We start from the raw sequence: 26,685 nt of genomic DNA on the forward strand, positions 1-26,685 counted from the left end.
AGGACGGCAAGGACGTCCGGTACGCCAGGTGACGGTGACTCTGTGGCCTGTTCCACCGGCTGGGGCCGCGTCGTAGGCTGGCCCCATGGCACCCGCACAGGAGCGCACCACGGAGAGCGCTGACACCGCTGACCCCCAGCCCACCGCCGGCACGGAGCATTCCACCTCCGGGGCGTATGTGACCGGTGAGGAGTTCACCCGGGACACGAACTACATCGAAGACCGCGTGGTGGCCGACGTCGACGCCGTCCGGGCCGCTGCCAAGGAGGAGAGCTCGACCATCGGGGACCCGCGGATCGCCGGGCTCACCGAGGGGGCCGAGGCCTGGCCGGTGGAAGCCGGTCGGTACCGGCTGGTGGCGGCGCGGGCCTGCCCGTGGGCGCACCGGTCCATCATCGTGCGCCGGCTGCTGGGGCTGGAGGACGTCATCTCCCTGGCCACGCCGGGGCCGGTGCATGACGTCCGCTCCTGGACCTTCGACCTCACCGAGGACGGCCGCGACCCCGTCCTGGGTACCGAACGCCTGCAGGAGAACTACTTCGCTCGGTTCCCCGACTACCCGCGGGGCATCACTGTGCCCGCCCTGGTGGACATCCCGTCCGGCGGCGTGGTCACCAACAACTACCCGCAGCTGACGTTCGACCTCTCCACCCAGTGGCGAGCACACCACCGCGAGGGTGCGCCCGATCTGATCCCCTCAGGCCTGATCGAGGACATGCTGCCGGTGATCAAGCGGATCTTCACCGAGGTCAACAATGGGGTCTACCGGTGCGGATTCGCCGGCTCCCAACGTGCCTACTCGGAGGCCTACGACCGCCTGTTCACCGCCCTGGACTGGTTGGAGGATCGGCTGGCCGACCGCCGGTACCTCATGGGCGAGCACATCACCGAGGCCGATGTCCGGCTGTTCACCACGCTGGTGCGCTTCGACCCCGTCTACCACGGGCACTTCAAATGCAACCGCACCAAGCTCACCGAGATGCCGAATCTGTGGGCCTACGCGCGGGACCTCTTCCAGACCCCCGGCTTCGGCGACACGGTTGACTTCGACCAGATCAAGCGCCACTACTACGTGGTCCACGAGGACGTGAACCCCACGCAGATCGTCCCGGAGGGACCGGAGCTGGGGAGCTGGCTCTCCGCCCACGGGCGGGAGCGGATGGGAGGGTCTCCCTTCCCCGAGGGCGCGACGGCGCCCGGCCCGCTGGCCGCCGAGGAGGTCCCGCCCGGGGCGAATCCGCTGCACGGCTGACCGGCTGAGGAGCGCGCCTCAGCGGTAGGTGCGGATCACCTGGGAGTCGTCCTGGCCGATGAGCCCGGCTGCGGCGGCCTCGGCGTACTTCGCCTGGGCGGCACGCAGCAGTGGGGTGTCGAGGTCGTGGGCGGCGGCGATCTCCGCCACCAGCCCGGAGTCCTTGACGAAGATCCCCACCGCGCTGCGCACCTCCGGCTCGACGCCGGCGAGGCCTTCGAGCATGCGCGGGCCGCGGTCAGCGAGCATCCAGGACGCCGCCGCCCCGGAGGAGACCGCGTCGAGGACGGTCTCCGCCTCCAGGCCGAGCGTCTCCGCGAGGGCCAGGGCTTCGGCGGCGGCGACGATGTGCACCGAGCACAGCAGCTGGTTCACGGCCTTGAACGCCTGCCCGCGTCCGACCTGCTCGCCGCAGTCGACCACGGTGCCCATCGTGTCCAGCAGGTCCTGGTTCGCGGCGACGTCGCCGGGTGCGCCGGAGGCGAAGAGCCGCAGCGCGCCCTTCTGTGCCCCGGCCACACCGCCGGTAACCGGGACGTCCAGCAGCCGGACCTGCCGCGCGGCAGCCGGGTCCGCGAGGGCCCGCACCGCCTCGGGGCCCACCGTGCTCATCACGATCAGGCTGGCTCCCGGGCGCATGCGCGCCAGAAGGCCGGGTGACGCCTCGTCGTCGCCCAGAACGGCCGCGTCCAGCTGCTCCGGGGTGGCCACCATGACGACGACGGCGTCGGCGTCCTGTGCGGAGTCGGGAGCCTCCTCCGTGGCCAGGCCGAGCTCAGCGGCCAGCGTGCGGCGGGCGGGGGAGGGGTCCACTCCGGTCACCTGATGGCCGGCGCGAGCGATCTGTTCGGCCATGGGCAGGCCGATCGCGCCGACACCGACGAAGGTGACGCGTAGGGCGGGCTGGGGAGAGGTGGTGGGTGTGGCGCTCATGGGTCGCTCCTGACAGATGGTGGGCGTGATCCGCTTCACAGGACGGCGCCTATGATGTTAGCGTATGTGAACCCAGCGTGCGAGGTTCACAGATCGCAACATCCGGTGTCCGCCGTCGCGGCGCCACAGGGCCCACCAGAGAGCAGAGTTCACCAGAGAGGGGCGCAGGATGCCGCTTCGACTCGGCGTCATCGCCGATGACTTCACCGGCGCGACCGACATCGCCGGTTTCCTCGTGGCCGCTGGGCTGCGCACCGTTCAGCTGAATGGGCCTCTGCAGCTCAACGAACCTCTGCAGCACAACAGTCCCGTCCAGCCCGACGGGTCGCCCCGGGCCCAGACCCCGCAGGACGCGCACGGCTCGGCGGCGGATCTCGCCGCCGCTCTCGGGCTGCCGGCCGACGTCGATGCGGTGGTCATCAGTCTGAAGTCGCGGTCCATCCCGGCGTCCGAGGCCGTCGCGCAGAGCCTGGACGCGTGCCGTCTGCTGGAGGCTCTGGGAGCAGAGCGGATCCAGTTCAAGTACTGTTCCACCTTCGACTCCACCGCGGAGGGCAACATCGGTCCGGTCACGGACGCGCTGCTCGATCACCTGGGGGAGGACCTCACCGTGGTGGTGCCGGCCCTGCCCGTCAACGGACGCACCGTCTACCAGGGGAATCTCTTCGTCCACCACCAGCCGCTGCACGAGTCCGGCATGCGTGACCACCCCGTGACGCCGATGCGGGACTCTGACCTCCTGCGGCTGATGGAGGCGCAGAGCGCCGGGCGTGCGGTGAAGGTGCCGCATGCCGTCGTCGCCCGCGGCCCCGAGGCGGTCCGTGAGGCGCTGCAGGAGGCCCGGGTCGACGGGGCCCGGTACGCGGTGATCGACACGATCGACATGGACCAGCTGGACATCATCGGGGCGGCCGTCCAGGATCTCCGATTCGTGACCGGCGGGTCCGGGATCGGCTCAGGCGTGGCCCGCAGCCTCACTGGCGCGGCGTCCGGAGTGCCTGGTGCCGGCTCCGGTGGCATGGAGGCCTGGGGCTTCACCGGCGGCGCCGCCGTGGTGCTCTCCGGGTCCTGCTCGGAGATGACCAACCGGCAGGTCGAGGCCTACCGCGCGCAGGCGCCGAGTCGAGGCGTCGACGTCGACCAGGTCATCGCCCGCGGCGCGGCCTACGCCGCGGAGACCGCCGCCTGGGTGCAGCAGACCCAGCACGACGCCGAGACTGCCCCGCTGGTCTACGCCACCGCCCCTCCGGAGGAGGTGCGCGCCTGGCAGGACCGCCACGGAGCCGCCCGGGTCTCCGCCGCCGTCGAAGAGTTCTTCGGCCGTGTCGCCGCCGCCGCGCGCGAGGCCGGCACCACCCGGTTCATCGCCGCCGGTGGGGAGACCTCGGGGGCCGTCACCCAGGCGCTGGGCGTGGACGGCTTCGAGGTCGGCCCGCAGATCGCCCCGGGCGTGCCCTGGACACGGACGCTCGCGGACGGCCCGGACCGTCTCGACCTCGCGCTGAAATCCGGAAACTTCGGGGACGAGGACTTCTTCGCCGCAGCTCAGCGGATGGTTCCCGCGACCGCCGCTGACCCCACCCCTGACACTGCCTCCGGGAGATGACATGACCCGCTTCGCCGCCAATCTGAGCATGCTGTTCACCGAGCTGCCCTTCCTGGACCGTTTCCAGGCGGCCGCCGACGCCGGCTTCACCGGCGTGGAGTACTTGTTCCCCTACGACCACGACGCCGCCGTCGTCGCCGCGGCCCGCCGCGCCGCGGGCGTGGAGCAGGTGCTGTTCAACATGCCTCCGGGCGACTGGTCCGCCGGAGAGCGCGGCCTGGCGACCCTGCCCGGACGGGAGGAGGAGTTCCGCGCCGGCGTGGAGACCGCCCTGCAGTACGCACAGGCCCTCGGCTGCGGCCGGCTGCACGTCATGGCCGGGGTTCCCGGAACGGATGCGGGGTCTGCACAGCAGATCCGTGAGCGGTACGTGGCCCGTCTGCGGTACGCCGCGGAGCAGGCCGCCGCCCACGGGGTCACCGTGCTCGTCGAGCCCATCAACACCCGTGACATGCCCGGCTATCACCTGGATTCGGTGGAGCTGGCCCGGGAGATGATCGCCGAGATCGACCACCCCGCGGTGGCCCTCCAGCTGGATCTCTACCACGCGCAGATCATCCAGGGTGACCTGTCCGAGCTCATCCGGGCCACGGCGGACATCACCGCGCACGTGCAGATCGCCTCGGTGCCGGACCGCCACGAGCCCGACGGAGGGGAGCTGGACCTGCAGCACCTGCTGGGCGTGCTGGACGAGGTCGGCTATACCGGGTGGATCGGAGCGGAGTACCGGCCCGCCGGAGAGACCACAGCCGGGCTCGGCTGGCTCCACCGGTTCCAGGGGGAGGCCCGATGATTCCCGACGAACGCCGCCGTCGCCTCCTGCACCTGGTCGAGGAGGAGGGCTCGGCCAGCATCGCCGCGCTGACCCAGACGCTCGGGGTCTCCCATATGACGGTCCGCCGGGACATCCGGCGCCTGGAGGAGGCCGGGCGGCTCGTCTCCGTGGACGGCGGGGTCGCCCTGCCCTCGCGCATCGCCCTGGACGCGACCCACCAGACCAAGCTCGGACTCCGGCCCGCGGAGAAGGAGGCCATCGCGGCGCGAGCCGCCGCCTTGGTCGGCGCTGGCGACGTCGTCTACCTCGATGCCGGGACCACCATGCTCGCCCTGGCGCGCCGACTGGTCCGGATGGCCGCCGACGGCGCCGCCGGTCCGGGCGACATCATCACCAATGACCTGGCCGTGGCCGCCGCCGCGGGGGAGCACCCGCAGGCCCGGGTCCATGTGCTGGGCGGCCAGCTCGACAGCGCCAACCTCTCCACGCAGGGCCCTGTGACGGCCGCGGAGATCGACGACTACAACATCGACATCGCCTTCGTCTCCGCCTCCTCCTTCGACCTGCGGGGACTCTCGGTCCCCTCGGATGCGAAGACCGTGGTCAAGCGCGCGCTGGTGGAGAACGCCGCCCACAGCTACCTGGTCACCGACAGCAGCAAGTACGGCCGGGTCGCCGCCTTCAAAGCCGTGCCCCTCGGCGCCTTCGACGGCCTCGTCTCCGACCCTGAGCTTCCCGAGGCCGCCCGGGAGCGTGCCCGCGATCTCGGCGTGGACCTGCTGCTGACCGACCCGCCCCACTGACCGACCCGCCCCCACTGATCGACCCGCCTTTGAAAGGACTACCCATGAAAGCCCTCGTCACCGGAGGGGCCGGCTTCCTCGGAAGCCGTGTCATCACCGCCCTGCTGGAAGCTCACGACGCCGGCCACCTCGCCGTCGAGGTGGACGAGGTCGTCTCCCTGGACCTCGCCGAATGCCCCGTCGACGATCCCCGCGTGCGCTCCGTGGTGGGCGACGTCGGGGATCCCGAGACCTTGGCCCAGCTGGTCGACGCCGAGACCTCGGTGATCTACCACCTGGCCGCAGTGCTCTCCGGCGGCTCGGAGGACGACGTCGACCTCGCCCTGGAGGTCAACGTCGACGCCACCCGGAACCTGCTGGAGGCCGCCCGCGCTGTCGGCACCGCCCCGCGGTTCGTGTTCACCAGCTCCATCGCCGTCTTCGGCGGGGAGATGCCCGACGTCGTCCCCGAGACTCAGGGGGTGCAGCCCGAGTCCACCTACGGGGCCACCAAGGGGATCGGGGAGCTGCTGGTCAACGAGTACTCCCGCCGCGGCTTCGTGGATGCCCGCATCTGCCGTCTGCCCACCATCTCGGTGCGACCCGGTCGGCCGAACACCGCCGTCTCCTCCTTCGCCAGCGGCATCATCCGCGAGCCGCTCCAGGGAGAGGAGGCGGTGTGCCCGGTGCCGCGGGACACCCGGCTGTGGCTGTCCTCCCCGGACACGGTGGTGGCGAACCTGGTGCACGCCGCCCGGCTGAACCCCGAGCACCTACCTGCCTGGCGGGTGCTGAACCTGCCCGGGGTGACCGTCACGGTCGCCGAGATGCTGGACGCCCTCGAAGCGGTCGGCGGGGCCGAGGCCCTGGCCCGGGTCTCCCATGAGCACGACGAGCGGATCAGCCGCATCGTGCGCTCCTGGCCCGGAGCCTTCGACGTGGACCGGGTCCTGGCGCTGGGCTTCCGCCCCGACGCCAGCTTCGAGGACGCCGTGCGGCAGTATCACGCCGAGTTCGTCGACTAGATCGAGGCAGCCGAGTCCATCGGCTGAGAACAGGACTCCGTCCCGGTCCCGGGACGGTCGTGTGTCAAGGAGGACACCATGACAGAAGAAGCTGCAGGTCTCACGGAGATCACCGCCGTCGTCGGCCTCGCCGCCGCCGTCGCGCTGCTGATCTTCCTGGTGCTGCGGACCAAGGTGCACGCGGTGCTGGCCCTGGTCATCGCGGCCTCGATCGCCGGGCTGGCCGCGGGGATGGCCCCGGCCGCCGTCGTGGAGGCGATCACCACCGGATTCGGTGCGACCCTGTCGACCATCGGTCTGGTGATCGGACTGGGCGTGATGATGGGCCGGGTGCTGGAGGCCTCCGGCGCGGCCGAGAAGCTCGCCGTGACGCTGATCCGCTGGCTGGGGCGCAAGCGAGAGGAATGGGCGCTCGCCGGGGCCGGGTTCATCATCTCGATCCCGATCTTCGTGGACAGCGCCTTCGTGATCCTCACCCCGCTGGTGAAGTCGTTGAGCCGCACGTCCGGGCGGTCTCTGCTGACCCTGGGCATCGCGCTCGCCGGCGGCCTGACCGTCACCCACCACGCGGTGCCGCCCACGCCGGGGCCCCTGGGCGCGGCCGGGATCTTCGGCGTCGGCGTCGGGGAGATGATCCTCTGGGGTGCGATCCTGACCATCCCCTCGCTGCTGTGCGTGGTGATCTACGCGAAGGTCATGGGTCCGCGCATCGAGGCGATGATCGAGGCCGACACGGGGGACAGGCTCTCCCCGAAGGAGGCGTTCGCGGAGTTCGAGGAGCGTGCCGCCGAGCGGGAGAAGGAGCTGCCCTCGCTGGCCATCTCGGTGATGCCGATCTTCGCGCCGATCATCCTGATCTTCCTCAACACGTTCTCCACCAACCTCACCGAGGCCGAGGTCATCTCGCTGCCGGACTGGTTCGTGCAGACGGCGGCCTTCTTCGGCAACCCGGTGATCGCGCTGCTGATCGGTGTGCTCATCGCCATCTATGGTCTGACCCGCGGCCAGGACCGACAGGGCACCATCGCGGACCTGGAGAAGGGCGTGGAGTCGGCCGGCATCATCCTGCTGGTCACCGGTGCCGGTGGTGCCCTCGGGGCGGTGCTGCGCGAGTCCGGGACGGGCGACGCGATCGGCCAGTGGGCGGCCGGGCTGGCGCTGCCGGCGGTGCTGATCCCCTTCGTCATCGCCACGCTGGTGCGCGCCATCCAGGGATCCGGGACGGTCGCGATCATCACCGCCGCCTCCATCTCGGCGCCGATCATGGCCCCCATGGATGTGAACATGGTGCTGGCCGCGCAGGCCGCCTGCCTGGGGTCCATGTTCTTCAGCTACTTCAATGACAGCATGTTCTGGGTGGTCAACCGTATGCTCGGCGTCACGAATGCCAAGCACCAGATGCTCACCTGGTCGGTCCCGACGACGATCGCCTGGGGCGTCAGCCTGGTCACCCTGCTGACGGTGAGCGTCTTCGCATGATGACTGAACCGCATCGAGAAGGAAGGACCAGTGCGTGAGTGACTCTGAGCTGCGTCGACAGCTGGTGGAGATCGGAGCCAGCCTGTTCGACAGGGGGTTCTCCGTGGGCAGCGCGGGGAATCTGAGCGTGCGCACGGCCGATGGGTTCCTCATGACGCCCACCAACTCCTCCCTGGGGCGGCTGAGCGTGGATGAGCTGGCGGAGCTGGACCACCAGTGGCGGCATGTGGGAGGGCCGCGGCCCTCCAAGGAGGTGGTCATGCACCGGGCGATCTATGAGACCCGCCCCGAGGCGCAGGCCGTGGTGCATCTGCACTCCACCTATGTGACGGCGGTCAGCTGCCTGGCCGAGGACGGCCCGGCGATCCCGGCACTGACGCCGTACTTCGTGATGCGGGTCGGGCGCGAGGTGCCCATGGTGCCGTACTACCGTCCCGGATCGGCCGAGGTGGACGCGGAGCTGCGCGCCGCGGCGTCCCAGGGGCCCGCCGTGATCCTGGCCAACCACGGGTCCATCGTGGCGGGGGAGACGCTGGAGTCGGCGTCGAACGCGGCCGAGGAGCTGGAGGTCTCCGCCCAGCTGGCCTTCCTGGTCAAGGACCGGCAGGTCCGGCCGCTGACCGAGGAGCAGATCCGAGAGCTGCTGGACTGAGCTCGGCTGCGGCTCATCGATCGGGGGATTCCTCGTGGTCCCAGGCCCGGACCAGCCCTGGGACCACGAGGAATCCCCCGATGGATGCTGCAGAGCGCGGCGCGCGATAGTGTGATGGGTGGTGTCCCATCGTCTTCCGAGGAGCTCGTGCATGTCAGCGTCAGATGAACTCGACGGCCCGTTCGAGAAGCGGTTCGTGGCCCTGGGCGATTCGTTCACCGAGGGTGTCGGGGACATCGACCCCTCCAGCCCCAATGACTGCCGGGGATGGGCTGACCGGGTCGCCGCCCAGCTGATCGCCAACGACTCCTCCTGGGGGTACGCCAACCTGGCGATCCGTGGCAAGAAGCTCACGCAGGTCATCGAGGAGCAGCTCGAGGCAGCCCTGGTCATGGAGCCGACCCTGGTGACCCTCTACGCCGGGGGGAACGACATCCTGCGGCCCGCGGTCAACATCGACGGGCTCATGGCCAGGTACCGCCTCGCGGCGCAGAAGCTGGTCGACACCGGGGCCCGGGTGGTGCTGTTCACCGGATTCGACTCCGCCAAGGCGCCCCTGTTCAACATGACGCGCGGGCGCACGGCCATCTACAACGAGCACGTCCGCAAGATCGCCGACGACCTCGGCACCGACCTGGTGGACTTCTGGCACATGAAGCAGTTCCAGGACTGGCGCTACTGGGACGTGGACCGCATGCACCTGGGCATCGCCGGGCACACGGAGATGGCCAAGCAGGTCCTGGAGGTCCTCGGCGAGACCGATGAGATCGAGGACCCCGAGATCGACGAGCTGCCGCCCCAGACGCTGGTGGAGCGGACGGTGGACCACGTCAGCTGGGGCCGGGAGCACCTGCTCCCGTGGGTGAAGCGTCGGGTGACCGGCCGCTCCTCCGGCGATGACATGTCCCCGAAGTACCCGGAGCTGACGTCCCGCGTGTGGTGACCCCCTGCCGAGGAGTCCGGGCATCGTGTCCGGGTCTCCTCAGGGTCGTCTCCGGGTTCCCTGTCGCCCGGAGGCGATGTCCTCCCGCCTGCGCCGGCGCCTAGCGTCGGAGGTATGGAAAGACATGACTCGGGCGGGCCGCGCGGCGGCCTCGCCCTGACCCTGCGGTGGCTGTTCTCCGCCGTCGTGATCCTGCACGCGCTGATGGTGCTGGCCCAGCCGTTCCTGGCCGGCGGATCCCTGGACGGCCACGCCGTGCCGCTGCTGGCCCACGCCGCCGTCGGCGGCACCCTGATCCTGGTCTCCATGGTGCTGGTGGTGCTGGGCGTCCTGGCCTGGATGCCGGGCGGAGGCAGCGCCTGGGCGCCCGTGATGGCCCTGGGGCTGGTGACCCTGGAGATCGCACAGGTCGCGCTCGGGCACCTGCACCTGCTGAGCATCCACGTGCCGTTGGGCGTGGTCATCACGCTGCTGGCCGCTGGGCTGTGCCTGGTGGCGCTGCGGAGGCCGCGTCCCCACTCCCGGCGCACCCGGACCACCCTTCCCGCTCGGCGCGACGTCGACCCGGTGAGCCACCCCCTGGCCCGCCCGGTCCCGACGGGAGGTCCCCATGGTTGAGATGGACCGTCGCCACCTGCTGCGGTGGGGAGCCGCCGGCGGGGGCACCGTGGCGCTGGCCGTCGTCGCGAGCCTCTCCGGCTGCGGGTTCGCGGAGATCCGCACCCCGCGCAGCACCGCCGGCCAGGTGGACTTCCGGAACCCGCTGCACATCCCACCGTTGGCGGAGCCTGTGATCGATGAGCAGAGCGACGACGGCGCTCACCGGATCTTCGAGCTCACCGCGCAGACCGGAAGCTCGCAGATCGTGGATGCCGGGCCCACCGAGACATGGGGGATCGACGGCGACCACCTGGGTCCGACCCTGCGGGCGAGCCGCGGCGACACCGTGGAGATCCGGTTCGCCAACGCGCTGCCGGAGGCCACCAGTCTGCACTGGCACGGTATGCGCCTGCCGGCAGAGGCCGACGGCGGCCCACACCAGATGGTGGAGCCCGGTCAGACCTGGGAGCCGTCCTGGCGCATCGACCAGCCGGCGGCCACCCTCTGGTACCACCCGCATCCGCATGGGCAGACGGAGGCTCACGTGCACCGGGGGATCGCCGGGATGTTCATCCTCGACGACGACGAGGAGCAGGCGCTGGACCTGCCGCGGGAGTACGGGGTCGATGACGTGCCGCTGATCCTCCAGGACCGCAGCTTCGACTCCCGGGGCCGACTGGTGGAGAGCGGGCGCCGGAACAACGGCATGCTCGGAGACACCGTGCTGGTCAACGGGACGGCGGAGCCCGTCCTGGACGTCACGGCTGCACGCACCCGGCTGCGGGTCCTCAACGGCTCGGGGGCGCGCAGCTACGCCGTCGGGTTCGCCGACGGAAGGCCCATGACGATGATCGCCTCCGACGGCGGCCTGCTTCCGGCTCCGGTGGAGCTGGAGAAGATCATCCTCACTCCGGGGGAGCGCGCGGAGATCCTGGTGGACATGGAGCCCGGGGAGGAGGCGGTGCTGCGCTCCTTCCCGCAGGAGCTGGGCATCACCCGGGGCATGGCCGACACCACGGGGTCCCGGGATGAGCTGGACCTGCTCCTGCTGCGCGCCGCGACGACGCTGCGCCCGGCACCGCCGATGCCGGAGCGTCTGGTCCCGCTGGAGTCGTTGGAGGAGCGCGAGGCGGGCACCGTGCGCGGCTTCGAGCTGCGCACCAATCGGATCAACGGGCGGCTGATGGACATGGACCGGATCGACGAGGTCGTCACGGCCGGGACCATCGAGATCTGGGAGGTGTGGAACAGCCACGGCCAGCCGCACAACTTCCACGTCCACGACGTCCAGTTCCAGGTGCTCACCGTGGGCGGGCAGGCCCCGCCGCCCGAGCTGGCCGGCTGGAAGGACACGGTCTACCTGCCGCCGCACGAGCCGGTGCGGCTGATCATGCGTTTCGGTGAGCACACCAGCACCGAGGTCCCGTACATGTACCACTGCCATCTCCTCTGGCATGAGGACCAGGGCATGATGGGCCAGTTCGTGGTGGTGGACCCCGGGGGCGAGGACGACGTCGACGTCGCGCCGCGGGGCGGTCCTGATGCTGGGCCGCCGGAGCCGGGCGGGCACGGCCACTGACCCCTCACCGGCGTCCGGCTCGGGTTTGTCCCGGGGCGAATTCGGGGCCTGTGGGGCCCTCGGAGTGATCGCGGAGACCGGTTCGTCCACCCTCTTGCCCTCTCGGTACTCGGTGTTACTATGTACTGGTAATCAGTGATACAGAGTAGTGAGGAGGTGTGATGGGCAAGCAGGTCACGGAGATGCTCAAGGGCACCTTGGAAGGGCTGGTGCTCGCGATCCTGGCGGGTCGACCCGCCTACGGGTACGAGATCACCGCCTGGCTGCGCGAGCAGGGCTTCACCGACATCGCCGAAGGCACCATCTACGCGCTGCTGGTCCGGCTCGAGAAGCGCCAGCTGGTGGATGTGGAGAAGGTGCCCTCGGAGAAGGGCCCGCCCCGCAAGGTCTACACGCTCAACGATCAGGGACGGCGGCAGCTCGACGAGTTCTGGAGGAACTGGACGTTCCTGGCAGAGCGGATCGAGACGCTGCGCGAGGAGAGGACGCAGTGATGACGGAGAAGAAGAAGTGGTTCGAGTGGGTCACCGGTTCGCTCGAGGAGAAGAAGCAGTACCGGGAGCACCAGGAGCGCGTCAAGCAGCTCCCGGCGGGCTACCGCGAGACCCAGAAGGCCCTGGAACGGTACCTGCTGTACCGGGGCGGGCACGGCAGCGGCCAGGAGCTGCTCCGCATGATGACCGATCTGGCCGACCTGATCGAAGGGGCGGCCGCCGACGGCACGGCCATCGCCGAGGTGATCGGTGAGGACCCGGCCGAGTTCGCCGAGGAGTTCCTGGCCAACTACACGGACAGCCAATGGATCACCAAGGAGCAGGACAGGCTGCGCAAGGCCGTCGCCGAGGCGACGACATCGCAGGCGGAGGGGGCGGAGTCATGAGCGCCACGCTGACCGCCCCGGCCATCGAGGTCACCGGCCTGGTGAAGTCTTTCGGCGACACCGAGGTGCTCACCGGGATGGACATGGCCGTGGCTCCGGGCAGCATCTTCGCCCTTCTGGGGTCCAACGGCGCCGGCAAGACGACCGCCGTGCGGATCCTGTCCACCCTGCTGACGGGCGACGGCGGCACGGTGCGTGTGCTCGGGGTCGACGTCGCGGAGGACCCCGGCGGTGTGCGGGAGCTGATCAGCCTGACCGGACAGTTCGCCGCCGTCGACGAGATCCTCACCGGGCGGGAGAACCTCATGCTGATCGCTCGCCTGCGGTACCTGGCGGACCCGGGAGGCGTCGCCGACGAGCTGCTGGCCCGGTTCTCCCTGACGGAGGCGGGGAATCGCCGGGCCTCGACCTACTCGGGCGGCATGCGGCGGCGTCTGGACATCGCCATGAGTCTGATCGGCGAGCCCGCGGTGATCTTCCTCGACGAGCCCACCACGGGTCTCGATCCTCAGGCGCGGCTCGAGGTCTGGGACTCCATCCGCGCCCTGGCCCGGGGCGGCACCACGATTCTGCTCACCACCCAGTACCTGGAGGAGGCCGAGCAGCTCGCCGACCGTATCGCGGTCCTGCATGGGGGTCGGATCATCGCCGACGGCACGCTCGCCGAGCTCAAGGCGCTGATGCCGCCGGCCGAGGTGAAGCACGTGGAGGTCCAGCCCAGCCTGGAGGACATCTTCCTGGCTCTCACCGGGAGCACCGGGAGCACCGGGAGCACCGGGAGCGACCAGAGCACCCAGCGTGTCGAGAAGGAGGCATCATGAGCGTCCAGGCCCTGGAGGAGACCCGCACGCTGCTGGGCCGCTCCCTGCGACACATCACGCGCAGCCCGGACACGATCATCACCACCGCGATCATGCCCATCGCATTTCTGCTGCTCTTCGTCTACGTCTTCGGCGGGGCGATCGACGCCGGTACGGACAACTATGTGAACTACCTGCTGCCGGGGATCCTGCTGATCACGATCGCCTCCGGCATCGCCTACACCGCTTATCGGCTGTTCCTGGACCTCCAGGGAGGCATCGTCGAACGGTTCTCCTCCCTGCCGATCTCCCGATCCGCGGTGCTGTGGGCCCACGTGCTGACCTCTGCGGTCTCCACGGCGGTCTCGCTGATCATCGTGGTGGCGGTCGCGCTGATCATGGGCTTCCGCTCCAGTGCATCCCCGCTGGACTGGCTGGCCGCGGCGGGGATCCTGATGCTCATCACCCTGGCGCTGACCTGGTTGGCCGTCATCGCCGGTCTGTCGGCGAGCACGGTGGACGGCGCCAGCGCATTCTCCTACCCGCTGATCTTCCTGCCGTTCCTCAGCTCCGCCTTCGTCCCCACGGACTCGATGCCCACCCCGGTGCGGATCTTCGCCGAGCATCAGCCGGTGACCTCCATCGTGGACACGCTCCGGAACCTGCTGGGCGGGCAGCCGGTGGGCAGCGAGGTGTGGATCGCGCTCGCCTGGTGTGTGGGTCTGCTGCTCCTCGGCTATGTCGTCGCCGTGAGCATCTACCGCCGACGGGTCACCTGAGATCAGAGGCGCCCCGCAGGCAGGGACGACGACGGCGCCGGCCGACCTCTGTGGAGGTCAGGTGGCGCCGTCGTCGTGCGTGTGCCGCGGGTGTCAGGGGAGTGGTCAGCGTACCCCGCGCATGAGTCGCACCAGCTTCGGCGAGGCCACGGCCAGAGCGACGCCCAGCGCGACGCACACCCCGCCCAGGGTGATGAAGTAGGCGACCTCCTGGCCTGCGGTGTAGAAGCCGGCCAGGATGCCCGCCAGCGTGGTGCCCAGGGCGATGGACAGGTAGAACAGCGCCAGCATCTGGGTGGTGAACGCCACCGGAGCCAGCTTGGTGGCCACGGAGAGGCCGATGGGGCTGAGCAGCAGCTCCGCCCAGGTGACCAGCAGCAGGATGCCGACCAGTGCCAGCAGCGGGGTCCGTTCCAGGGACTCCAGCGGGATGAACAGCAGGTAGGCGATGCCGATCACCACCAGCGCGCCGCCGAACTTCAGCGGCGTGGAGGGCTGCCGGTCGCCCATCGTCGTCCATAGGGCGGCGAAGACGGCGGCGAAGAGGATGATGAACAGCGGGTTGATGGACTGCACCCAGCTGGCGGGCATCTCCCAGCCGAAGATGCTGCGGTCCAGGCGCTGCTCCGAGTACACGGCGATGAACGTGAACTGCTGCTGGAACAGGGCGAAGAATGCGGTGGAGGCGATGAACAGCGGGATGAAGGCGACCACGCGGCTGCGCTCGTCGCGGTCGACCTTCGGAGAGGTCAGCAGCACCACGAAATAGACCACCGCGGCCACGATCACCACCCCGGCGATCACCGTGGCCAGGTTGGCCGCGGTGAGCACGCCGGTGGCGAAGAGCCCGGCGATCAGCACGACGGCGGCCAGCGCGCCGAAGCCGTACCGGCGGCGCAGCCCGGCGGGCAGCGGATTGACCACCGCATGGGCGGAGTCCGGGAGCCGGCGGCGGCCCCGCGTGTAGACCACCAGACCGATGACCATGCCGACCGCGGCGGCGCCGAAGCCCCAGTGGAAGCCGATGCGGTCCTGCAGCAGCCCGGAGAGCAGCGGGCCGATGAGCCCGCCGATGTTCACCCCCATGTAGAAGATCGAGAACCCGGCGTCGCGGCGCGGGTCCTCGCGGGTGTAGAGGGTGCCCACCAGGGAGCCGGCGGCGGCCTTCACCCCGCCCGAGCCCACGGCGACGCAGACGAGTCCGACGGCGAGCCCGGCAGCGCCGGGCAGCACGGCCAGGGCGATGTGGCCGATCATCACCAGCACCGCCGAATGGAACAGTGTGCGCTCGGCACCGATCAGTCGATCCGCGATCCACGCGGTGAGGATGGTGGAGAGGTAGACGGAGCCGCCGTAGGCGCCCACGAGACTCAGGGCCAGGCCCTGGTCGATCCCCAGGCCGCCGTCGGCGACCGAGAAGTACATGTAATAGGCGAGGATGCCCTGCATCCCGTAGAAGGAGAAGCGCTCCCACAGCTCGACCGAGAACAGGTTGAACAGCATCCGCGGATGCCCGAAGAACGACTTCCCCTCATCCGCCGCAGGGACCGGCGACGGGTTCTGATGAATGGTGGTCATTTTTCCCATGGAATCGCATGCTGAGCTAAAGCGCTAATCCGGACGTTTCCTGGATGCTCGCTCGCCAGGGGTGATGTCGGCACGATCGCAGGTCAGAGGCGATCAGGAGGGGGTGGACGGCGCGACGGCGTGACGTGCGAGACAGCTGTGGCCGGCCTCGTCACCCGAGGCCGGCCACAGCTGCTGCGTGGGGGAGAGGCAGGGGGGATGCGCTCAGCCGAGCACGGCGGCCAGGGTCTCCTCCCAGAGGCCCAGGGCCTCGTCCACCTCGGCCTCGGTGACCACCAGCGCGGGGATGAGGCGCACGTTCTGCCCGTACATGCCGTTGTTCAGCAGCAGCAGGCCGCGCCGGGCGGCCTCCTGCTGGACCGCGGCCGACGTCGCCCCGTCCGGCTCGCCGTCGGCGTCGACGAACTCCACGGCCAGCATCAGGCCGAGTCCCGTCACTCCGGCCACCTGGGGGTGCTGCTCACCGATCCGCTCCAGTCCGGCGCGCAGCTGGGCGCCGCGGGCGGCGGCGTTGTCCACCAGCCCCTCCTCCTGGATGACCTCCAGGGTGGCGGCGGCCGCGGCGCAGGCGACCGCGTTCGCCCCGTAGGTTCCGCCCTGGGAGCCCGGGCGGGCCTTGGCCATGAGCTCTTCGGAGGCGGCGATGCCGGAGATCGGGAAGCCGGAGGCGATGCCCTTGGCGAACATCATGATGTCCGGGGAGACGCCGAAGTGGTCCTGCCCCCAGAATTCGCCGGTGCGGCCGAAGCCGGTCTGCACCTCGTCGAGGATCAGCAGGATGCCGTGTTCGTCGGCCCGCTGGCGCAGGCCCTCGAAGAACCGGCGGTTCCCCGGGACGTAGCCGCCCTCGCCGAGCACCGGCTCCACCAGGAATGCCGCGGTGTCCGCCGGTGCCGACTGGGTCTGCAGCACCAGGTCCAGCTCCCGCAGCGCGAAGTCCGTGGCCTGCTCCTCGTCGAAGCCGTAGGCGCGGTAGTGCGTCGGGTTGGGGAAGGGGGAGACCACCACGCCGGGCATCAGCGGCGAGAAGCCGGCCTTGAACTTGGTGCCGGAGGTGGTCAGCGAGGCCGCGGCGACGGTGCGCCCGTGGAAGCCGCCCTGGAACACCACCATGTTCGGCCGTCCCGTGGCCTGGCGGGCCAGGCGCAGAGCCGCCTCCGCGGCCTCGGAGCCGGAGTTGGCGAAGAACAGGGAGTTCAGCCCCGCCGGCAGCACCTCGCCGAGGCGTTCGGTGAGACGCTGCAGCGGCTCGTGCATGATCGTTGTGTACTGGCCGTGGATGAGCTTCCCGACCTGGGCCTGCGCGGCCTCCACCACCTTCGGGTGGCAGTGGCCCGTGCTGGTCACCCCGATGCCGGCGGTGAAGTCCAGATGGCGCCTGCCCTCGGCGTCGTAGAGGTTCACGCCTTCGCCGTGGGTCGCCACCACGGGGGTCGCCTGCTTCAGGAGGGGGGAGAGAGCCGTCACCGGTGCACCTCATTCTGATTGTTGACAATCCGTCCGTGGCCTAGGCTACTCGGTGGGGGTGCGGATGTCAGCCCGTGGCCGGGATGGCCATGGTCGGCGTCGTCGCACCCGTGACCGGCCCCGCGGGGCGGGCGTATCGTGAGCACCACGTCGAGAGACCGCGTGTGAGGCCAGGCGAGAGGCCTGGCTGCAGATCTAGCGTGAGAAGGAGTCCAGATGACAGGCACCACCGCTGAGACCGTGACGCCGCACCGGGAGGCCGACGTGGTCGCCCAGGCGCCGAAGCAGCTGTTCATCGACGGCCAGTGGGTCGACGCCCGGGGAGGGCGCACGCTCGACGTCGTCGACCCCTCCACCGGGGAGGTGCTGTGCGCCGTCGCGGACGCCAGTGAGGAGGACGGCTGGGACGCGCTGAAGGCCGCCGAGCGGGCGCAGGCCGAGCTGGCCGCGCTGCCCCCGCGCAAGAGGGCCGACATCCTCATGCGCGCCTTCGAGCTGATGCATGAGCGCATCGACGACCTGGCCCTGCTGATGACCCTGGAGATGGGCAAGCCGCTGGCCGAGGCCAAGGGGGAGGTCGCCTACGCCGCCGAGTTCTTCCGGCACTTCGCCGAGGAGGCCACCCGCATCGACGGCGGCTACCAGACCGCCCCCGCCGGAGGCTCTCGCTTCCTGGTGACCCGCCAGCCGGTGGGGCCCTCGATCCTCATTACCCCGTGGAACTTCCCTCTGGCGATGGGTGCACGGAAGATCGGGCCCGCGATCGCGGCCGGCTGCACGTCAGTGACCAAGCCCGCCGCCCAGACGCCGCTGTCCATGCTGGCGCTGGGGGAGATCCTCTCCGAGGCCGGCGCGCCGGCAGGGTCGGTGAACATCGTGGTCACCTCCACCTCCGGGAAGGTCATGGAGCCGCTGATCCGCTCCGGGATCGCCCGCAAGCTCTCCTTCACGGGCTCCACCTCGGTGGGGCGGAAGCTGCTGGAGCAGTGCGCGGGCCGGGTCCTGCGGACCTCCATGGAGCTCGGCGGAAACGCCGCGTTCGTGGTCTTCGAGGACGCGGACCTGGATAAGGCCGTCGATGGCGCCATGCTGGCCAAGATGCGGAACTCAGGGGAGGCCTGCACGGCGGCCAACCGGATCTTCGTCCACCGCAGCGTGATCGAGGAGTTCGGTCGCCGGCTCACCGACCGGATGTCCGAGCTGACGGTCGGCCGCGGCGTCGACGACGGTGTGAAGGTCGGTCCGATGATCGATGCGAACCAGCGGGACAAGGTCGACGAGCTGGTCCAGGACGCGATCTCCGGCGGCGCACGTGTGCTCACCGGTGCCGAGGCGCTCGACGGCGGCGGATTCTTCTACCGGCCCACTGTGCTCACCGACGTCCCGGAGTCCGCCCGGATGCGCGACGAGGAGATCTTCGGGCCCGTGGCGGCGCTGACTCCCTTCGACAGCGAGGAGGAGGTCGTCGCCGCGGTCAACTCCACCGAGTACGGCCTGGTCAACTACGTCTACACCGAGTCCCTGCGGCGCGGGCTGCGCGTGGCGGAGTCGGTGGAGTCCGGCATGGTCGGGCTCAACCAGGGCGTGGTGTCCAACCCGGCGGCACCCTTCGGCGGGGTCAAGGAGTCCGGGCTGGGCCGCGAGGGCGGGCCCACCGGCATCGATGAGTTCCTGGAGACCAAGCTCATCGGCATCGCGATGGACTGATCGGACTCATCACCGCCTCGAGTGGCGGATTCACTGCGGCTGTCGGGCGCGATCGGCGATCCAGCAGCAGGGGATCCGCCACTCGACGTGTGACGGGGGTGTGGAGCGGGGCCGGGGTGTGGAGCGGGGCCGAGGGTGTGGAGCCGCGTCGAGAGGGGCTCGCCGTCGTCGGGAATGAACGCCGTGCTTCCTCCGTTGGACAGGACACGAAAAGTTGAGTCGGGTCGACTCAAGTCAGTTTGACACCGCCTGCACCGAGGTGGAGACTTGAGTCCGGTTCACTCAAGCAGACCTGCGCTCCGCACCGGAGCGAGACCGTCCATCGAAGGGAGTCCCCTCATGTCCCGTGCAGTCGGCATCGACCTCGGAACCACCAACTCCGTCGTCGCCGTCCTCGAAGGTGGCGAGCCCACCGTCATCGCCAACGCCGAGGGCGCACGCACCACCCCGTCCGTCGTCGCCTTCTCCAAGGACGACGAGGTCCTCGTCGGCGAGATCGCTCGCCGCCAGGCCGTCAACAACCCGGACCGCACCATCGCTTCCGTCAAGCGCCACATGGGCACCGACTGGAAGAAGGAGGTCGGAGAGAAGACCTACACTCCGCAGGAGATCTCCGCCCGCACGCTGATGAAGCTCAAGCACGACGCCGAGTCCTACCTGGGCGAGGACGTCAGCGAAGCCGTCATCACCGTGCCCGCCTACTTCAACGACGCCGAGCGCCAGGCCACCAAGGAGGCCGGCGAGATCGCGGGCCTGAAGGTCTCCCGCATCGTCAACGAGCCCACCGCCGCGGCGCTGGCGTACGGTCTGGACAAGGGCAAGGAGGACGAGCTCATCCTCGTCTTCGACCTCGGAGGCGGAACCTTCGACGTCTCGCTGCTCGAGGTCGGCAAGGATGAGGACGACTTCTCCACCATCCAGGTGCGCGCCACCGCCGGTGACAACCGCCTGGGCGGCGACGACTGGGACCAGCGGATCATCGACTGGCTGGTCCAGCAGGTCAAGAGCAAGGAGGGCGTGGACCTCTCCAAGGACAAGATCGCCGTGCCGCGTCTGAAGGACGCCGCCGAGCAGGCGAAGAAGGAACTGTCCTCGGCCACCTCCACCGACATCAACCTGCAGTACGCCGCCATGACCGAGAACGGCCCGGTGCACGTCAACGAGACGCTGTCCCGCGCGAAGTTCCAGGACATGACCTCGGACCTGCTGGACCGGACCAAGAAGCCGTTCCAGGACGTCATCACCGAGGCCGGCGTGAAGGTCTCCGAGATCGACCACGTCATCCTGGTCGGCGGCTCCACCCGTATGCCCGCCGTGGCGGACCTGGTCAAGGAGCTCTCCGGCAAGGACGCCAACAAGGGCGTCAACCCGGACGAGGTCGTCGCCGTGGGTGCGGCCCTGCAGGCCGGTGTGCTCGCCGGTGAGCGCAAGGACGTCCTGCTCATCGACGTCACCCCGCTGTCCCTGGGCATCGAGACCAAGGGCGGTGTGATGACCAAGCTCATCGAGCGCAACACCGCGATCCCGACCAAGCGCTCCGAGGTGTTCTCCACCGCCGAGGACAACCAGCCCTCGGTGGCCGTCCAGGTCTTCCAGGGCGAGCGCGAGTTCACCCGGGACAACAAGGCCCTGGGCACCTTCGAGCTGACCGGCATCGCCCCGGCTCCGCGCGGCGTGCCGCAGATCGAGGTCACCTTCGACATCGACGCCAACGGCATCGTCCATGTCTCCGCCAAGGACAAGGGCACCGGCACCGAGCAGTCCATGACCATCACGGGCGGCACCTCCCTGGACAAGGAGGACATCGACCGCATGGTGGCCGACGCCGAGGCCCACGCTGAGGAGGACAAGAAGCGTCGCGAGGCCGCCGAGCAGCGCAACGCCGCCGAGACCACCGCGTACTCGGTGGACAAGCTGATCAAGGACAACGAGGACAAGCTCCCCGCCGAGGTCAAGGACGAGGTCCAGGCCGACGTCGACGCCCTGAAGAAGGCGCTTGAGGGCGAGGACAACGACGACGAGATCAAGTCCGCCTTCGAGAAGCTGCAGGCCTCCCAGACCAAGCTGGGCGAGGCGCTGTACTCGCAGGCCGGTGCTGACGCCGCCACCGACGGCGCGCCCGCCGGCGACGCCTCCGGCGAGGACGAGGACATCGTCGACGCCGAGGTGGTCGACGAGGACGCCGACGAGAAGAAGTGAGAGGTCGTCCCTGATGGCAGAGCAGGACCAGAACCCGGAGCGGGACGGCGCGGACCGTCCTGAGTCCGAGGAGCCGATCCGCTTCACCGACAAGCGCCGGATCGACCCGGAGACGGGCCGGCCGCGCCACGTGGAGGGAGAGACCGGCGCCGAGGAGAAGGAAGCCGCTGCGGGCTCCGGCACAGAACCGGCAGACCCGGTGCAGGACCCGCTGGCCCAGGCCGAGCAGATCCTGCGCGACCTGCCGGCCGAGGATGCCGAGGACTCCGAGGCCGGGGATCCGGTGAGCGTCGCCGACGCCGCCGGAAGTCCGGACCCCGGAGCGGATCCCCTGGTGGCTGAGGAGCCGGAGCTCGAGGAGGTCCCCGCGGACCAGTCGAGCGCCGGTGACCGCGAGGCCGAGCTGCAGGCCGACCTGCAGCGGCTCCAGGCGGAGTACGTCAACTACCGGCGCCGCGTGGAGCGGGACCGGGCCGTGGAGCGGGACCGCACCGTCGGTCACGTCATCACCGGCCTGATGCCGGTGCTGGACGACATCCACGCCGCCCGGCAGGCCGGCGACCTGGACGACGGGCCCTTCGCGGCCATCGCCGCGAAGTTGGAGTCGCTGCTGCAGCACCAGGGCCTCGAGCGCATCGACGAAGAAGGCGTGCTCTTCGACCCGTCGGTCCACGAGGCGCTCATGCAGCAGCCGCACCCGGAGATCCCCGCCGACCACGTGGCCGCGGTGCTGCGGGCGGGCTACCGCCACGGCGACCGTGTGCTGCGCGCGGCACAGGTGATGGTCTCCACCGGCCCGGCCGAGTGAGCCGAGCCTGACTCTCCGTGCCGACGGCCCGCACCGGGCCGTCGGCACGGATCGGCCGACGCCATCGTCGCGGAGCGTCGCAGCCCACGACGTCGGCACACAGACAGCGCACCACGCGCAGGCCCCGCCCGACGGGGTCGCAGAAGAGAAGCAGGGAGGGAGGCGCCGTGGCCTCGCAGGATTGGATCAACAAGGACTTCTACGCCATCCTGGGCGTCTCCAAGGACGCGTCCGAAGACGAGATCAAGAAGGCCTACCGGAAGCTCGCCCGGACGTACCACCCGGACAAGAACCCGGGGGACGAGGCCGCTGAGCAGAAGTTCAAGGACGTCTCCGAGGCCCACACCGTGCTCTCCGACAAGCAGCAGAGGGAGCAGTACGACGCCATCCGGGCCATGGGCTCGGGCGCCCGCTTCTCCGGAGCCCCGGGCGGCGCCGGCGGCGCCTCCGGATTCGAGGACATCTTCGGCGGGCTCTTCGGCGACGCCGGCGGCTTCGGCCGCGGGGGTCGAGGCGGCCCCGACTTCTCCGACATCTTCGGTGGCATGGGCGGCCGGTTCGGCGGCGGTTTCGGCGGGGGCGCGCCGGCCAAGGGCGCCGACCGCACCGCGAAGACCACCATCTCCTTCGCCGGGGCCGTCCGCGGCACCACGGTGGGGCTGCGCGAACCGGACGGCAACGTCATCGACGTCCGGATCCCCGCCGGGGTGAAGGAGGGCCAGAAGGTCCGCGTCAAGGGCAAGGGCCAGCAGGGACCCGGCGGCGCCGGCGACCTGCTGGTGGAGGTGGCGATCACCCCGCACCGGTTCTACGAGCGCGACGGTGACGACATCCGCATCCACCTTCCCGTCTCCTTCGACGAGGCCGTGCTGGGCACCACCGTCCAAGTGCCCACCGTGCACGGCGAGAAGGTGCGGATCAAGGTCCCCGCCGGCACCACCTCGGGCCGCACCCTGCGGCTGAAGGGCCACGGGGTCCGCCGGAAGTCCCACCAGGGGGACATGCTCGTCGTCGTGGACGTGCAGGTGCCCCAGGACCTCTCCGAGGAGGCGGTGGAGGCCGTGAAGGCCTACGCGGAGGCGACTCGCGACGTCGACCCCCGCGGCGACCTGGAGGCCCGGGCCGCCCTGTGACCGGGCCCGCCGCTGCGGGATGATGGAGAGACGAGACCGACCCGCCCCGGCGCGGCCGGGCGGGAACGGAAGAGGTGAGCAGCAGTGGCCAGGAGACGTCGCTCCGAGATCGGCGGGGAGGACCCGCGGCTGATCGAGGCGGAGCACCGGCATGCTCCGCTGTTCGTCATCTCCGTGGCCGCCGAGCTGGCGGACATGCACCCGCAGACGCTGCGCCAGTACGACCGCATCGGCCTGGTCACCCCGCGGCGCCAGGGCGGCCGGCACCGTCGGTACTCGCCCTATGACATCGAACAGCTCCGGCAGATCCAGCAGCTCTCCCAGGAGGGTGTCTCCCTGGAGGGCATCCGGCGGATCATCGAGCTGCAGAACCGGGTGGAGGAGCTCGAGGAGACCGTGGAGGAGCTGCGCTACGAACTCCGCGAGGCTGAACGGCACTCCACCAAGCCACGGGTCTTCGCCGTCGGCCCGCACGGCGACGTGGTCACGGTGGCCCGAGGCCGCCGGGCCCGCACCAGCACCCAGGCGCTGGTGCTCTGGGACCCGCGCCGCCGCTGACCGGGTGTGTTGCCCGAGTACCCGCCCCGCACACCCTGTCCCGCACACCCCGTCGAGCGGTGATCTGTGCGTCAGGAGGGGTCAGGGGCGGGCGGCGACGTCGGCGATCATCCCCGCCAGCAGCGCCGTCTGCGGCGCGATCTCCGAGACCAGGATGTGCTCATGGACCGCATGCGGCCCTTCGCCGACGGCACCGAGGCCGTCGAGGACCGGCAGCCCCAGGGCGGAGACGAAGTTCGCGTCGGAGGCTCCGCCCACCGCGGCCGGGGTGATCCTCCGCCCCAGACCTGCGGCCAGGCGCTCCACCCGGGCCATGGCGGCCCGGGAGGCCGGGGTCGGATTCATCGGGGGCCGATTGGCATCCACCGCGATCTCCAGTCGCAGCCGAGGGTCGGCGGCATGGGGCTCCGGCAGCCGCAGGGCGCGCAGACCCTCGGCCACCCGGTCCTGCTCGGCCGCTTCGGTCACGCGCACATCCACCTGGCAGGTGGCCTGACCGGCCACCACATTGCGGCTGGTGCCCCCGTGGAAGGTGCCCACGGTGACGGTGGTGCCGTGATCCGGGGAAGCCAGGGCGACGATGTCGGGCACGACGGCGGCCAGCGCGTGCACCGCACTGGCCCCCTTCTCCGGCTCCAACCCGGCATGGGCCTGCACGCCGTGCACGGTCAGGTCCGCGAAGACCATGCCCTTGCGGCGGTCCTTGGGCTGACCGGCCGCACTGGGCTCCGGCACCAGTGTCAGCGCGGACTGCGCCGCGGCGGCCTCGATCGCCGGGCGCCCCGCGGTCGAACCGATCTCCTCATCGCCGGTGAGCAGCAGCCGCAGCGGGGCATGCGGCACTCCGAGCTCGCGCAGCGCACGCACCGCCCAGAGGGTCTGGACGATGCCGAACTTCATGTCCAGCACGCCCGGGCCGGTGAGGCGGTCGCCCTCGGCGGTCAGGGGCCAGCCGGTGATCGTGCCGGCTGGCCAGACTGTGTCGTAGTGGCACACCGAGAGCACGGAGCTCTCCAGCTCCGTGATCTCGCCGCCGTCGACGTCGCGTCCCGGCCACCGCAGATCCAGCACGTCGCCGTGGACGCCGCCGTCGGTGCGGGCCTCGGCCAGCGGCTCGCCGAGTCGTTCCACCGCCAGGGTGCGGATCTCCTCCAGCCCGGCGTCGAGCAGCGCCTTGTCATGGCTGGGCGTCTCCGCGTGCACGATGCGCCGCAGGTCCTCCAGGAGCTGCTCCTGGTGGGCGGCGGCGTGGTTCCGCAGCGCCGGCATCGGGATGCTGGCCAAGGCGTCGGGTCGGGCAGACGTCGTCGGGGTGCTCTCCATCGGGGTCCTTTCCATCGGGGTCCTGTCTCTCCTGGTCATGGTCGTCTCCTCAGCGCACCGGCACCCCGGGCCCGAGCGGGATCCCGAGGGCCCACCACAGCACGAAGAACAGGAACCAGGCGCACAGCAGCGCCACGGAGACCGGCAGCGTCAGGGACACCAGGGTGCCGATGCCGGCCTTCGGGTAGTACCGCTGCAGATACCCCAGCACCAGGGCGAAGTAGGGGCTCATCGGGGAGATGATGTTGGTGGGGGAGTCCCCGATGCGGAACAGCATCTGGGTGACCTCCGGGGAGGTGCCCACCAGCATGAGCATGGGCACCAGCACCGGGGCCATGAGGGTGTACTGCGCGGACCCCGAGGTGATGGTCAGGTTGAACAGCGCGACCAGCAGCACGACGCCGGCGAACATCACCACCACGGGCAGGTCCAGCCGCTCCAGCAGGTGAGCGCCCTCGATGGCCAGCACCATCCCGATGTTCGACCAGCTGAAGTAGGCGATGAACTGGGCGGCCGCGAAGAACAGCACCACCACGCCGGAGAGCTCCTTGATGGAGCGTCCCATCAGCTCCGGGATGTCCCGCGGGCGGGTGATGGTGCCAGCGGCGACCCCGTAGGTGACGCCCACCGCCAGGAAGGCCAACGCGATCGGCACGGCGATGTCGGTCAGCAGCGGGGAGTCGAGCACGTCCCCGCTCTCGGCCTGGAACGGCGAGCCGGGCAGCAGGAGCAGGGAGAAGTACACCGCCAGGAATCCTGCCAGCGTCAGCAGGGACGCGCGCAGCGCCGCGACCTCTCGGCGGGTGTAGGTCAGCAGGGAGACTTCATCGGTGATCGCCTCGCCGCGGCCGCCCTCGTCAAGGTCCCTGCCGGCCGCCAGCACGGCGGTGGCCGCTCCGCCGGTGGCGTCCTCCTCGTGCTTCATGCGCTCGGTCATCCGGACCAGCAGCAGCTCGGTGACCAGCGTGACCACCAGGGCGAGCACCACGGCGGAGGCCGCGGAGAAGAAGTAGTTGGCCACCGGGGAGACCACATGGTCCGGGTCGATCAGCTGGGCCGCCGAGGTGGAGATCCCGGCCAGCAGGGGATCGCTGGCGGTGATCAGCAGGGACGCGTTGTACCCCGCGGAGGCCGAGCCGAAGGCGACGACGGCGCCCAGTACCGCGGAGCGGCCGCTGGCCTTGAACGCCGCGGCCGCCAACGGGATCAGGATGACGTAGATGGCGTCTGAGGCCACGGATCCGGTCACTCCGGCGAGGGCGACCGTGAAGGTCAACCAACGGCGCGAGACCCGGGAGACCACCACCCGGATGGCCGCGCTGATCAGACCCGATCCCTCAGCCACCGCGACGCCCAGCATCACGGTGATGATCAGACCCAGCGGCGGGAACGTCACGAAGTTCTCCACCGCATCGGTGACCATGCGCTGGAAGCCCTCCGGTGTGAGCAGGCTCTGCACGGCGATCTGCTCGCCGTCGGCCGGGTTCTCCGCACCCACTCCCAGGGCCTCCAGGACGGCGGAGAGGACCACCACGACCACCGCGAGGATGATGAACAGCCAGAACGGGTGAGGCAGCAGGTTGCCGATGCGTTCCACGACCCGCAGCGCCCGGACCAGGAATCCGGGGCGATCGCCGGCGCTGCGCGATCTGCGGGAGCGGCGGGTCGGGGTGACGGTGCTGGGCTCTGACATGGCGATTCCCTTCCGCCGGCCCCGGGGTCCAGGGGCCTTCCGGCGTGACGACCTTGCAGATCGCGCCAGTCTAGTCAGAAGGTGGTGATTCGGTAAACGAACTATCCCCTGCGGATGCCAGGAGT

Annotated in this window: 24 protein-coding genes; 19 read left to right on the forward strand and 5 right to left on the reverse strand. The window is 70.2% G+C overall.

Annotated elements, in window-relative coordinates:
- Positions 1-85 precede the first annotated feature (85 nt).
- Complete coding sequence (locus Q7C18_RS09755; RefSeq protein ID WP_311025232.1) at positions 86-1,252, forward strand: glutathione S-transferase C-terminal domain-containing protein; 1,167 nt, start codon at positions 86-88, stop codon at positions 1,250-1,252.
- A gap of 18 nt (positions 1,253-1,270) precedes the next feature.
- Here Q7C18_RS09755 and Q7C18_RS09760 read toward each other — a convergent pair whose 3' ends face one another.
- On the reverse strand, positions 1,271-2,185 hold the full coding sequence (locus Q7C18_RS09760) for an NAD(P)-dependent oxidoreductase (protein ID WP_311025233.1): 915 nt from the start codon (positions 2,183-2,185) through the stop codon (positions 1,271-1,273).
- A gap of 169 nt (positions 2,186-2,354) precedes the next feature.
- Between Q7C18_RS09760 and otnK the strand changes: the two genes are divergently transcribed.
- The 13 genes from otnK (at position 2,355) to Q7C18_RS09825 (ending at position 14,085) form a co-directional block, all read left to right on the forward strand.
- Positions 2,355-3,791 (forward strand): 3-oxo-tetronate kinase, encoded by a 1,437-nt coding sequence (otnK, locus tag Q7C18_RS09765; protein ID WP_311025234.1) that lies wholly within the window; start codon positions 2,355-2,357, stop codon positions 3,789-3,791.
- 1 nt (position 3,792) lies between these two features.
- Positions 3,793-4,584, forward strand: a complete 792-nt coding sequence (gene otnI / locus Q7C18_RS09770; RefSeq protein ID WP_311025235.1) for a 2-oxo-tetronate isomerase — start codon at positions 3,793-3,795, stop codon at positions 4,582-4,584.
- Complete coding sequence (locus Q7C18_RS09775; RefSeq protein ID WP_070159194.1) at positions 4,581-5,369, forward strand: DeoR/GlpR family DNA-binding transcription regulator; 789 nt, start codon at positions 4,581-4,583, stop codon at positions 5,367-5,369. The genes otnI and Q7C18_RS09775 overlap by 4 nt, the downstream gene beginning before the upstream one ends.
- Positions 5,370-5,413: 44 nt before the next feature.
- Positions 5,414-6,373: a D-erythronate dehydrogenase gene (denD, locus tag Q7C18_RS09780; RefSeq protein ID WP_070159193.1), complete on the forward strand. Its 960-nt coding sequence runs from the start codon at positions 5,414-5,416 to the stop codon at positions 6,371-6,373.
- A gap of 78 nt (positions 6,374-6,451) precedes the next feature.
- Entirely contained in the window at positions 6,452-7,852 is a 1,401-nt protein-coding gene (locus tag Q7C18_RS09785; RefSeq protein WP_070159192.1) for a GntP family permease, read from the forward strand.
- Positions 7,853-7,886: 34 nt separating this feature from the next.
- Entirely contained in the window at positions 7,887-8,504 is a 618-nt protein-coding gene (locus Q7C18_RS09790; protein WP_311025237.1) for an aldolase, read from the forward strand.
- A gap of 151 nt (positions 8,505-8,655) precedes the next feature.
- On the forward strand, positions 8,656-9,447 hold the full coding sequence (locus Q7C18_RS09795) for an SGNH/GDSL hydrolase family protein (protein ID WP_311025238.1): 792 nt from the start codon (positions 8,656-8,658) through the stop codon (positions 9,445-9,447).
- 114 nt (positions 9,448-9,561) lie between these two features.
- Entirely contained in the window at positions 9,562-10,065 is a 504-nt protein-coding gene (locus Q7C18_RS09800; RefSeq protein WP_311025239.1) for a hypothetical protein, read from the forward strand.
- A complete protein-coding gene (locus Q7C18_RS09805) occupies positions 10,058-11,626 on the forward strand; it encodes a multicopper oxidase domain-containing protein (protein ID WP_311025240.1) in 1,569 nt (522 codons plus the stop codon). Before Q7C18_RS09800 ends, Q7C18_RS09805 begins: the two co-directional genes overlap by 8 nt.
- 161 nt (positions 11,627-11,787) lie before the next feature.
- Positions 11,788-12,120, forward strand: coding sequence for a PadR family transcriptional regulator (locus Q7C18_RS09810; protein WP_311025241.1), 333 nt, complete (start codon positions 11,788-11,790; stop codon positions 12,118-12,120).
- Positions 12,120-12,506 (forward strand): DUF1048 domain-containing protein, encoded by a 387-nt coding sequence (locus Q7C18_RS09815; RefSeq protein WP_311025242.1) that lies wholly within the window; start codon positions 12,120-12,122, stop codon positions 12,504-12,506. The genes Q7C18_RS09810 and Q7C18_RS09815 overlap by 1 nt, the downstream gene beginning before the upstream one ends.
- On the forward strand, positions 12,503-13,327 hold the full coding sequence (locus Q7C18_RS09820) for an ATP-binding cassette domain-containing protein (RefSeq protein WP_311025243.1): 825 nt from the start codon (positions 12,503-12,505) through the stop codon (positions 13,325-13,327). The genes Q7C18_RS09815 and Q7C18_RS09820 overlap by 4 nt, the downstream gene beginning before the upstream one ends.
- Positions 13,324-14,085, forward strand: a complete 762-nt coding sequence (locus Q7C18_RS09825) for an ABC transporter permease (protein WP_311025244.1) — start codon at positions 13,324-13,326, stop codon at positions 14,083-14,085. Before Q7C18_RS09820 ends, Q7C18_RS09825 begins: the two co-directional genes overlap by 4 nt.
- Before the next feature lie 105 nt (positions 14,086-14,190).
- Here Q7C18_RS09825 and Q7C18_RS09830 read toward each other — a convergent pair whose 3' ends face one another.
- Both Q7C18_RS09830 and Q7C18_RS09835 read right to left on the reverse strand, forming a co-directional pair.
- Positions 14,191-15,663: a peptide MFS transporter gene (locus Q7C18_RS09830; protein WP_311025245.1), complete on the reverse strand. Its 1,473-nt coding sequence runs from the start codon at positions 15,661-15,663 to the stop codon at positions 14,191-14,193.
- 213 nt (positions 15,664-15,876) lie between these two features.
- On the reverse strand, positions 15,877-17,139 hold the full coding sequence (locus tag Q7C18_RS09835) for an aminotransferase class III-fold pyridoxal phosphate-dependent enzyme (protein WP_311025246.1): 1,263 nt from the start codon (positions 17,137-17,139) through the stop codon (positions 15,877-15,879).
- A 216-nt stretch (positions 17,140-17,355) separates the two neighbouring features.
- Here Q7C18_RS09835 and Q7C18_RS09840 point away from each other — a divergent pair, with 216 nt between their 5' ends.
- The 5 genes from Q7C18_RS09840 to Q7C18_RS09860 all read left to right on the forward strand — a co-directional run bounded on the left by Q7C18_RS09840 (position 17,356) and on the right by Q7C18_RS09860 (position 23,544).
- On the forward strand, positions 17,356-18,846 hold the full coding sequence (locus Q7C18_RS09840) for an NAD-dependent succinate-semialdehyde dehydrogenase (RefSeq protein ID WP_311025247.1): 1,491 nt from the start codon (positions 17,356-17,358) through the stop codon (positions 18,844-18,846).
- 339 nt (positions 18,847-19,185) lie between these two features.
- Positions 19,186-21,045, forward strand: coding sequence for a molecular chaperone DnaK (dnaK, locus tag Q7C18_RS09845; RefSeq protein WP_311025248.1), 1,860 nt, complete (start codon positions 19,186-19,188; stop codon positions 21,043-21,045).
- A 13-nt stretch (positions 21,046-21,058) separates the two neighbouring features.
- The gene (locus Q7C18_RS09850; protein ID WP_311025249.1) at positions 21,059-21,853 is read left to right on the forward strand and encodes a nucleotide exchange factor GrpE; all 795 of its coding nucleotides are present in this window, start codon (positions 21,059-21,061) and stop codon (positions 21,851-21,853) included.
- A gap of 167 nt (positions 21,854-22,020) precedes the next feature.
- Positions 22,021-22,986, forward strand: coding sequence for a DnaJ C-terminal domain-containing protein (locus Q7C18_RS09855; protein WP_311025250.1), 966 nt, complete (start codon positions 22,021-22,023; stop codon positions 22,984-22,986).
- A gap of 129 nt (positions 22,987-23,115) precedes the next feature.
- Positions 23,116-23,544, forward strand: coding sequence for a heat shock protein transcriptional repressor HspR (locus tag Q7C18_RS09860; protein ID WP_311025303.1), 429 nt, complete (start codon positions 23,116-23,118; stop codon positions 23,542-23,544).
- A gap of 81 nt (positions 23,545-23,625) precedes the next feature.
- On the opposite strand, the gene Q7C18_RS09865 is transcribed toward Q7C18_RS09860, so the two are convergent.
- The gene (locus Q7C18_RS09865) at positions 23,626-24,867 is read right to left on the reverse strand and encodes a M20/M25/M40 family metallo-hydrolase (RefSeq protein WP_311025251.1); all 1,242 of its coding nucleotides are present in this window, start codon (positions 24,865-24,867) and stop codon (positions 23,626-23,628) included.
- Positions 24,868-24,916: 49 nt separating this feature from the next.
- Positions 24,917-26,560: an AbgT family transporter gene (locus Q7C18_RS09870; RefSeq protein ID WP_311025252.1), complete on the reverse strand. Its 1,644-nt coding sequence runs from the start codon at positions 26,558-26,560 to the stop codon at positions 24,917-24,919.
- Between the last annotated feature and the right edge of the window lie 125 nt (positions 26,561-26,685).

Origin of the sequence: Nesterenkonia sp. CL21 (assembly GCF_031705515.1) — a bacterium.
Taxonomy (GTDB): Bacteria; Actinomycetota; Actinomycetes; order Actinomycetales; family Micrococcaceae; genus Nesterenkonia; species Nesterenkonia aethiopica.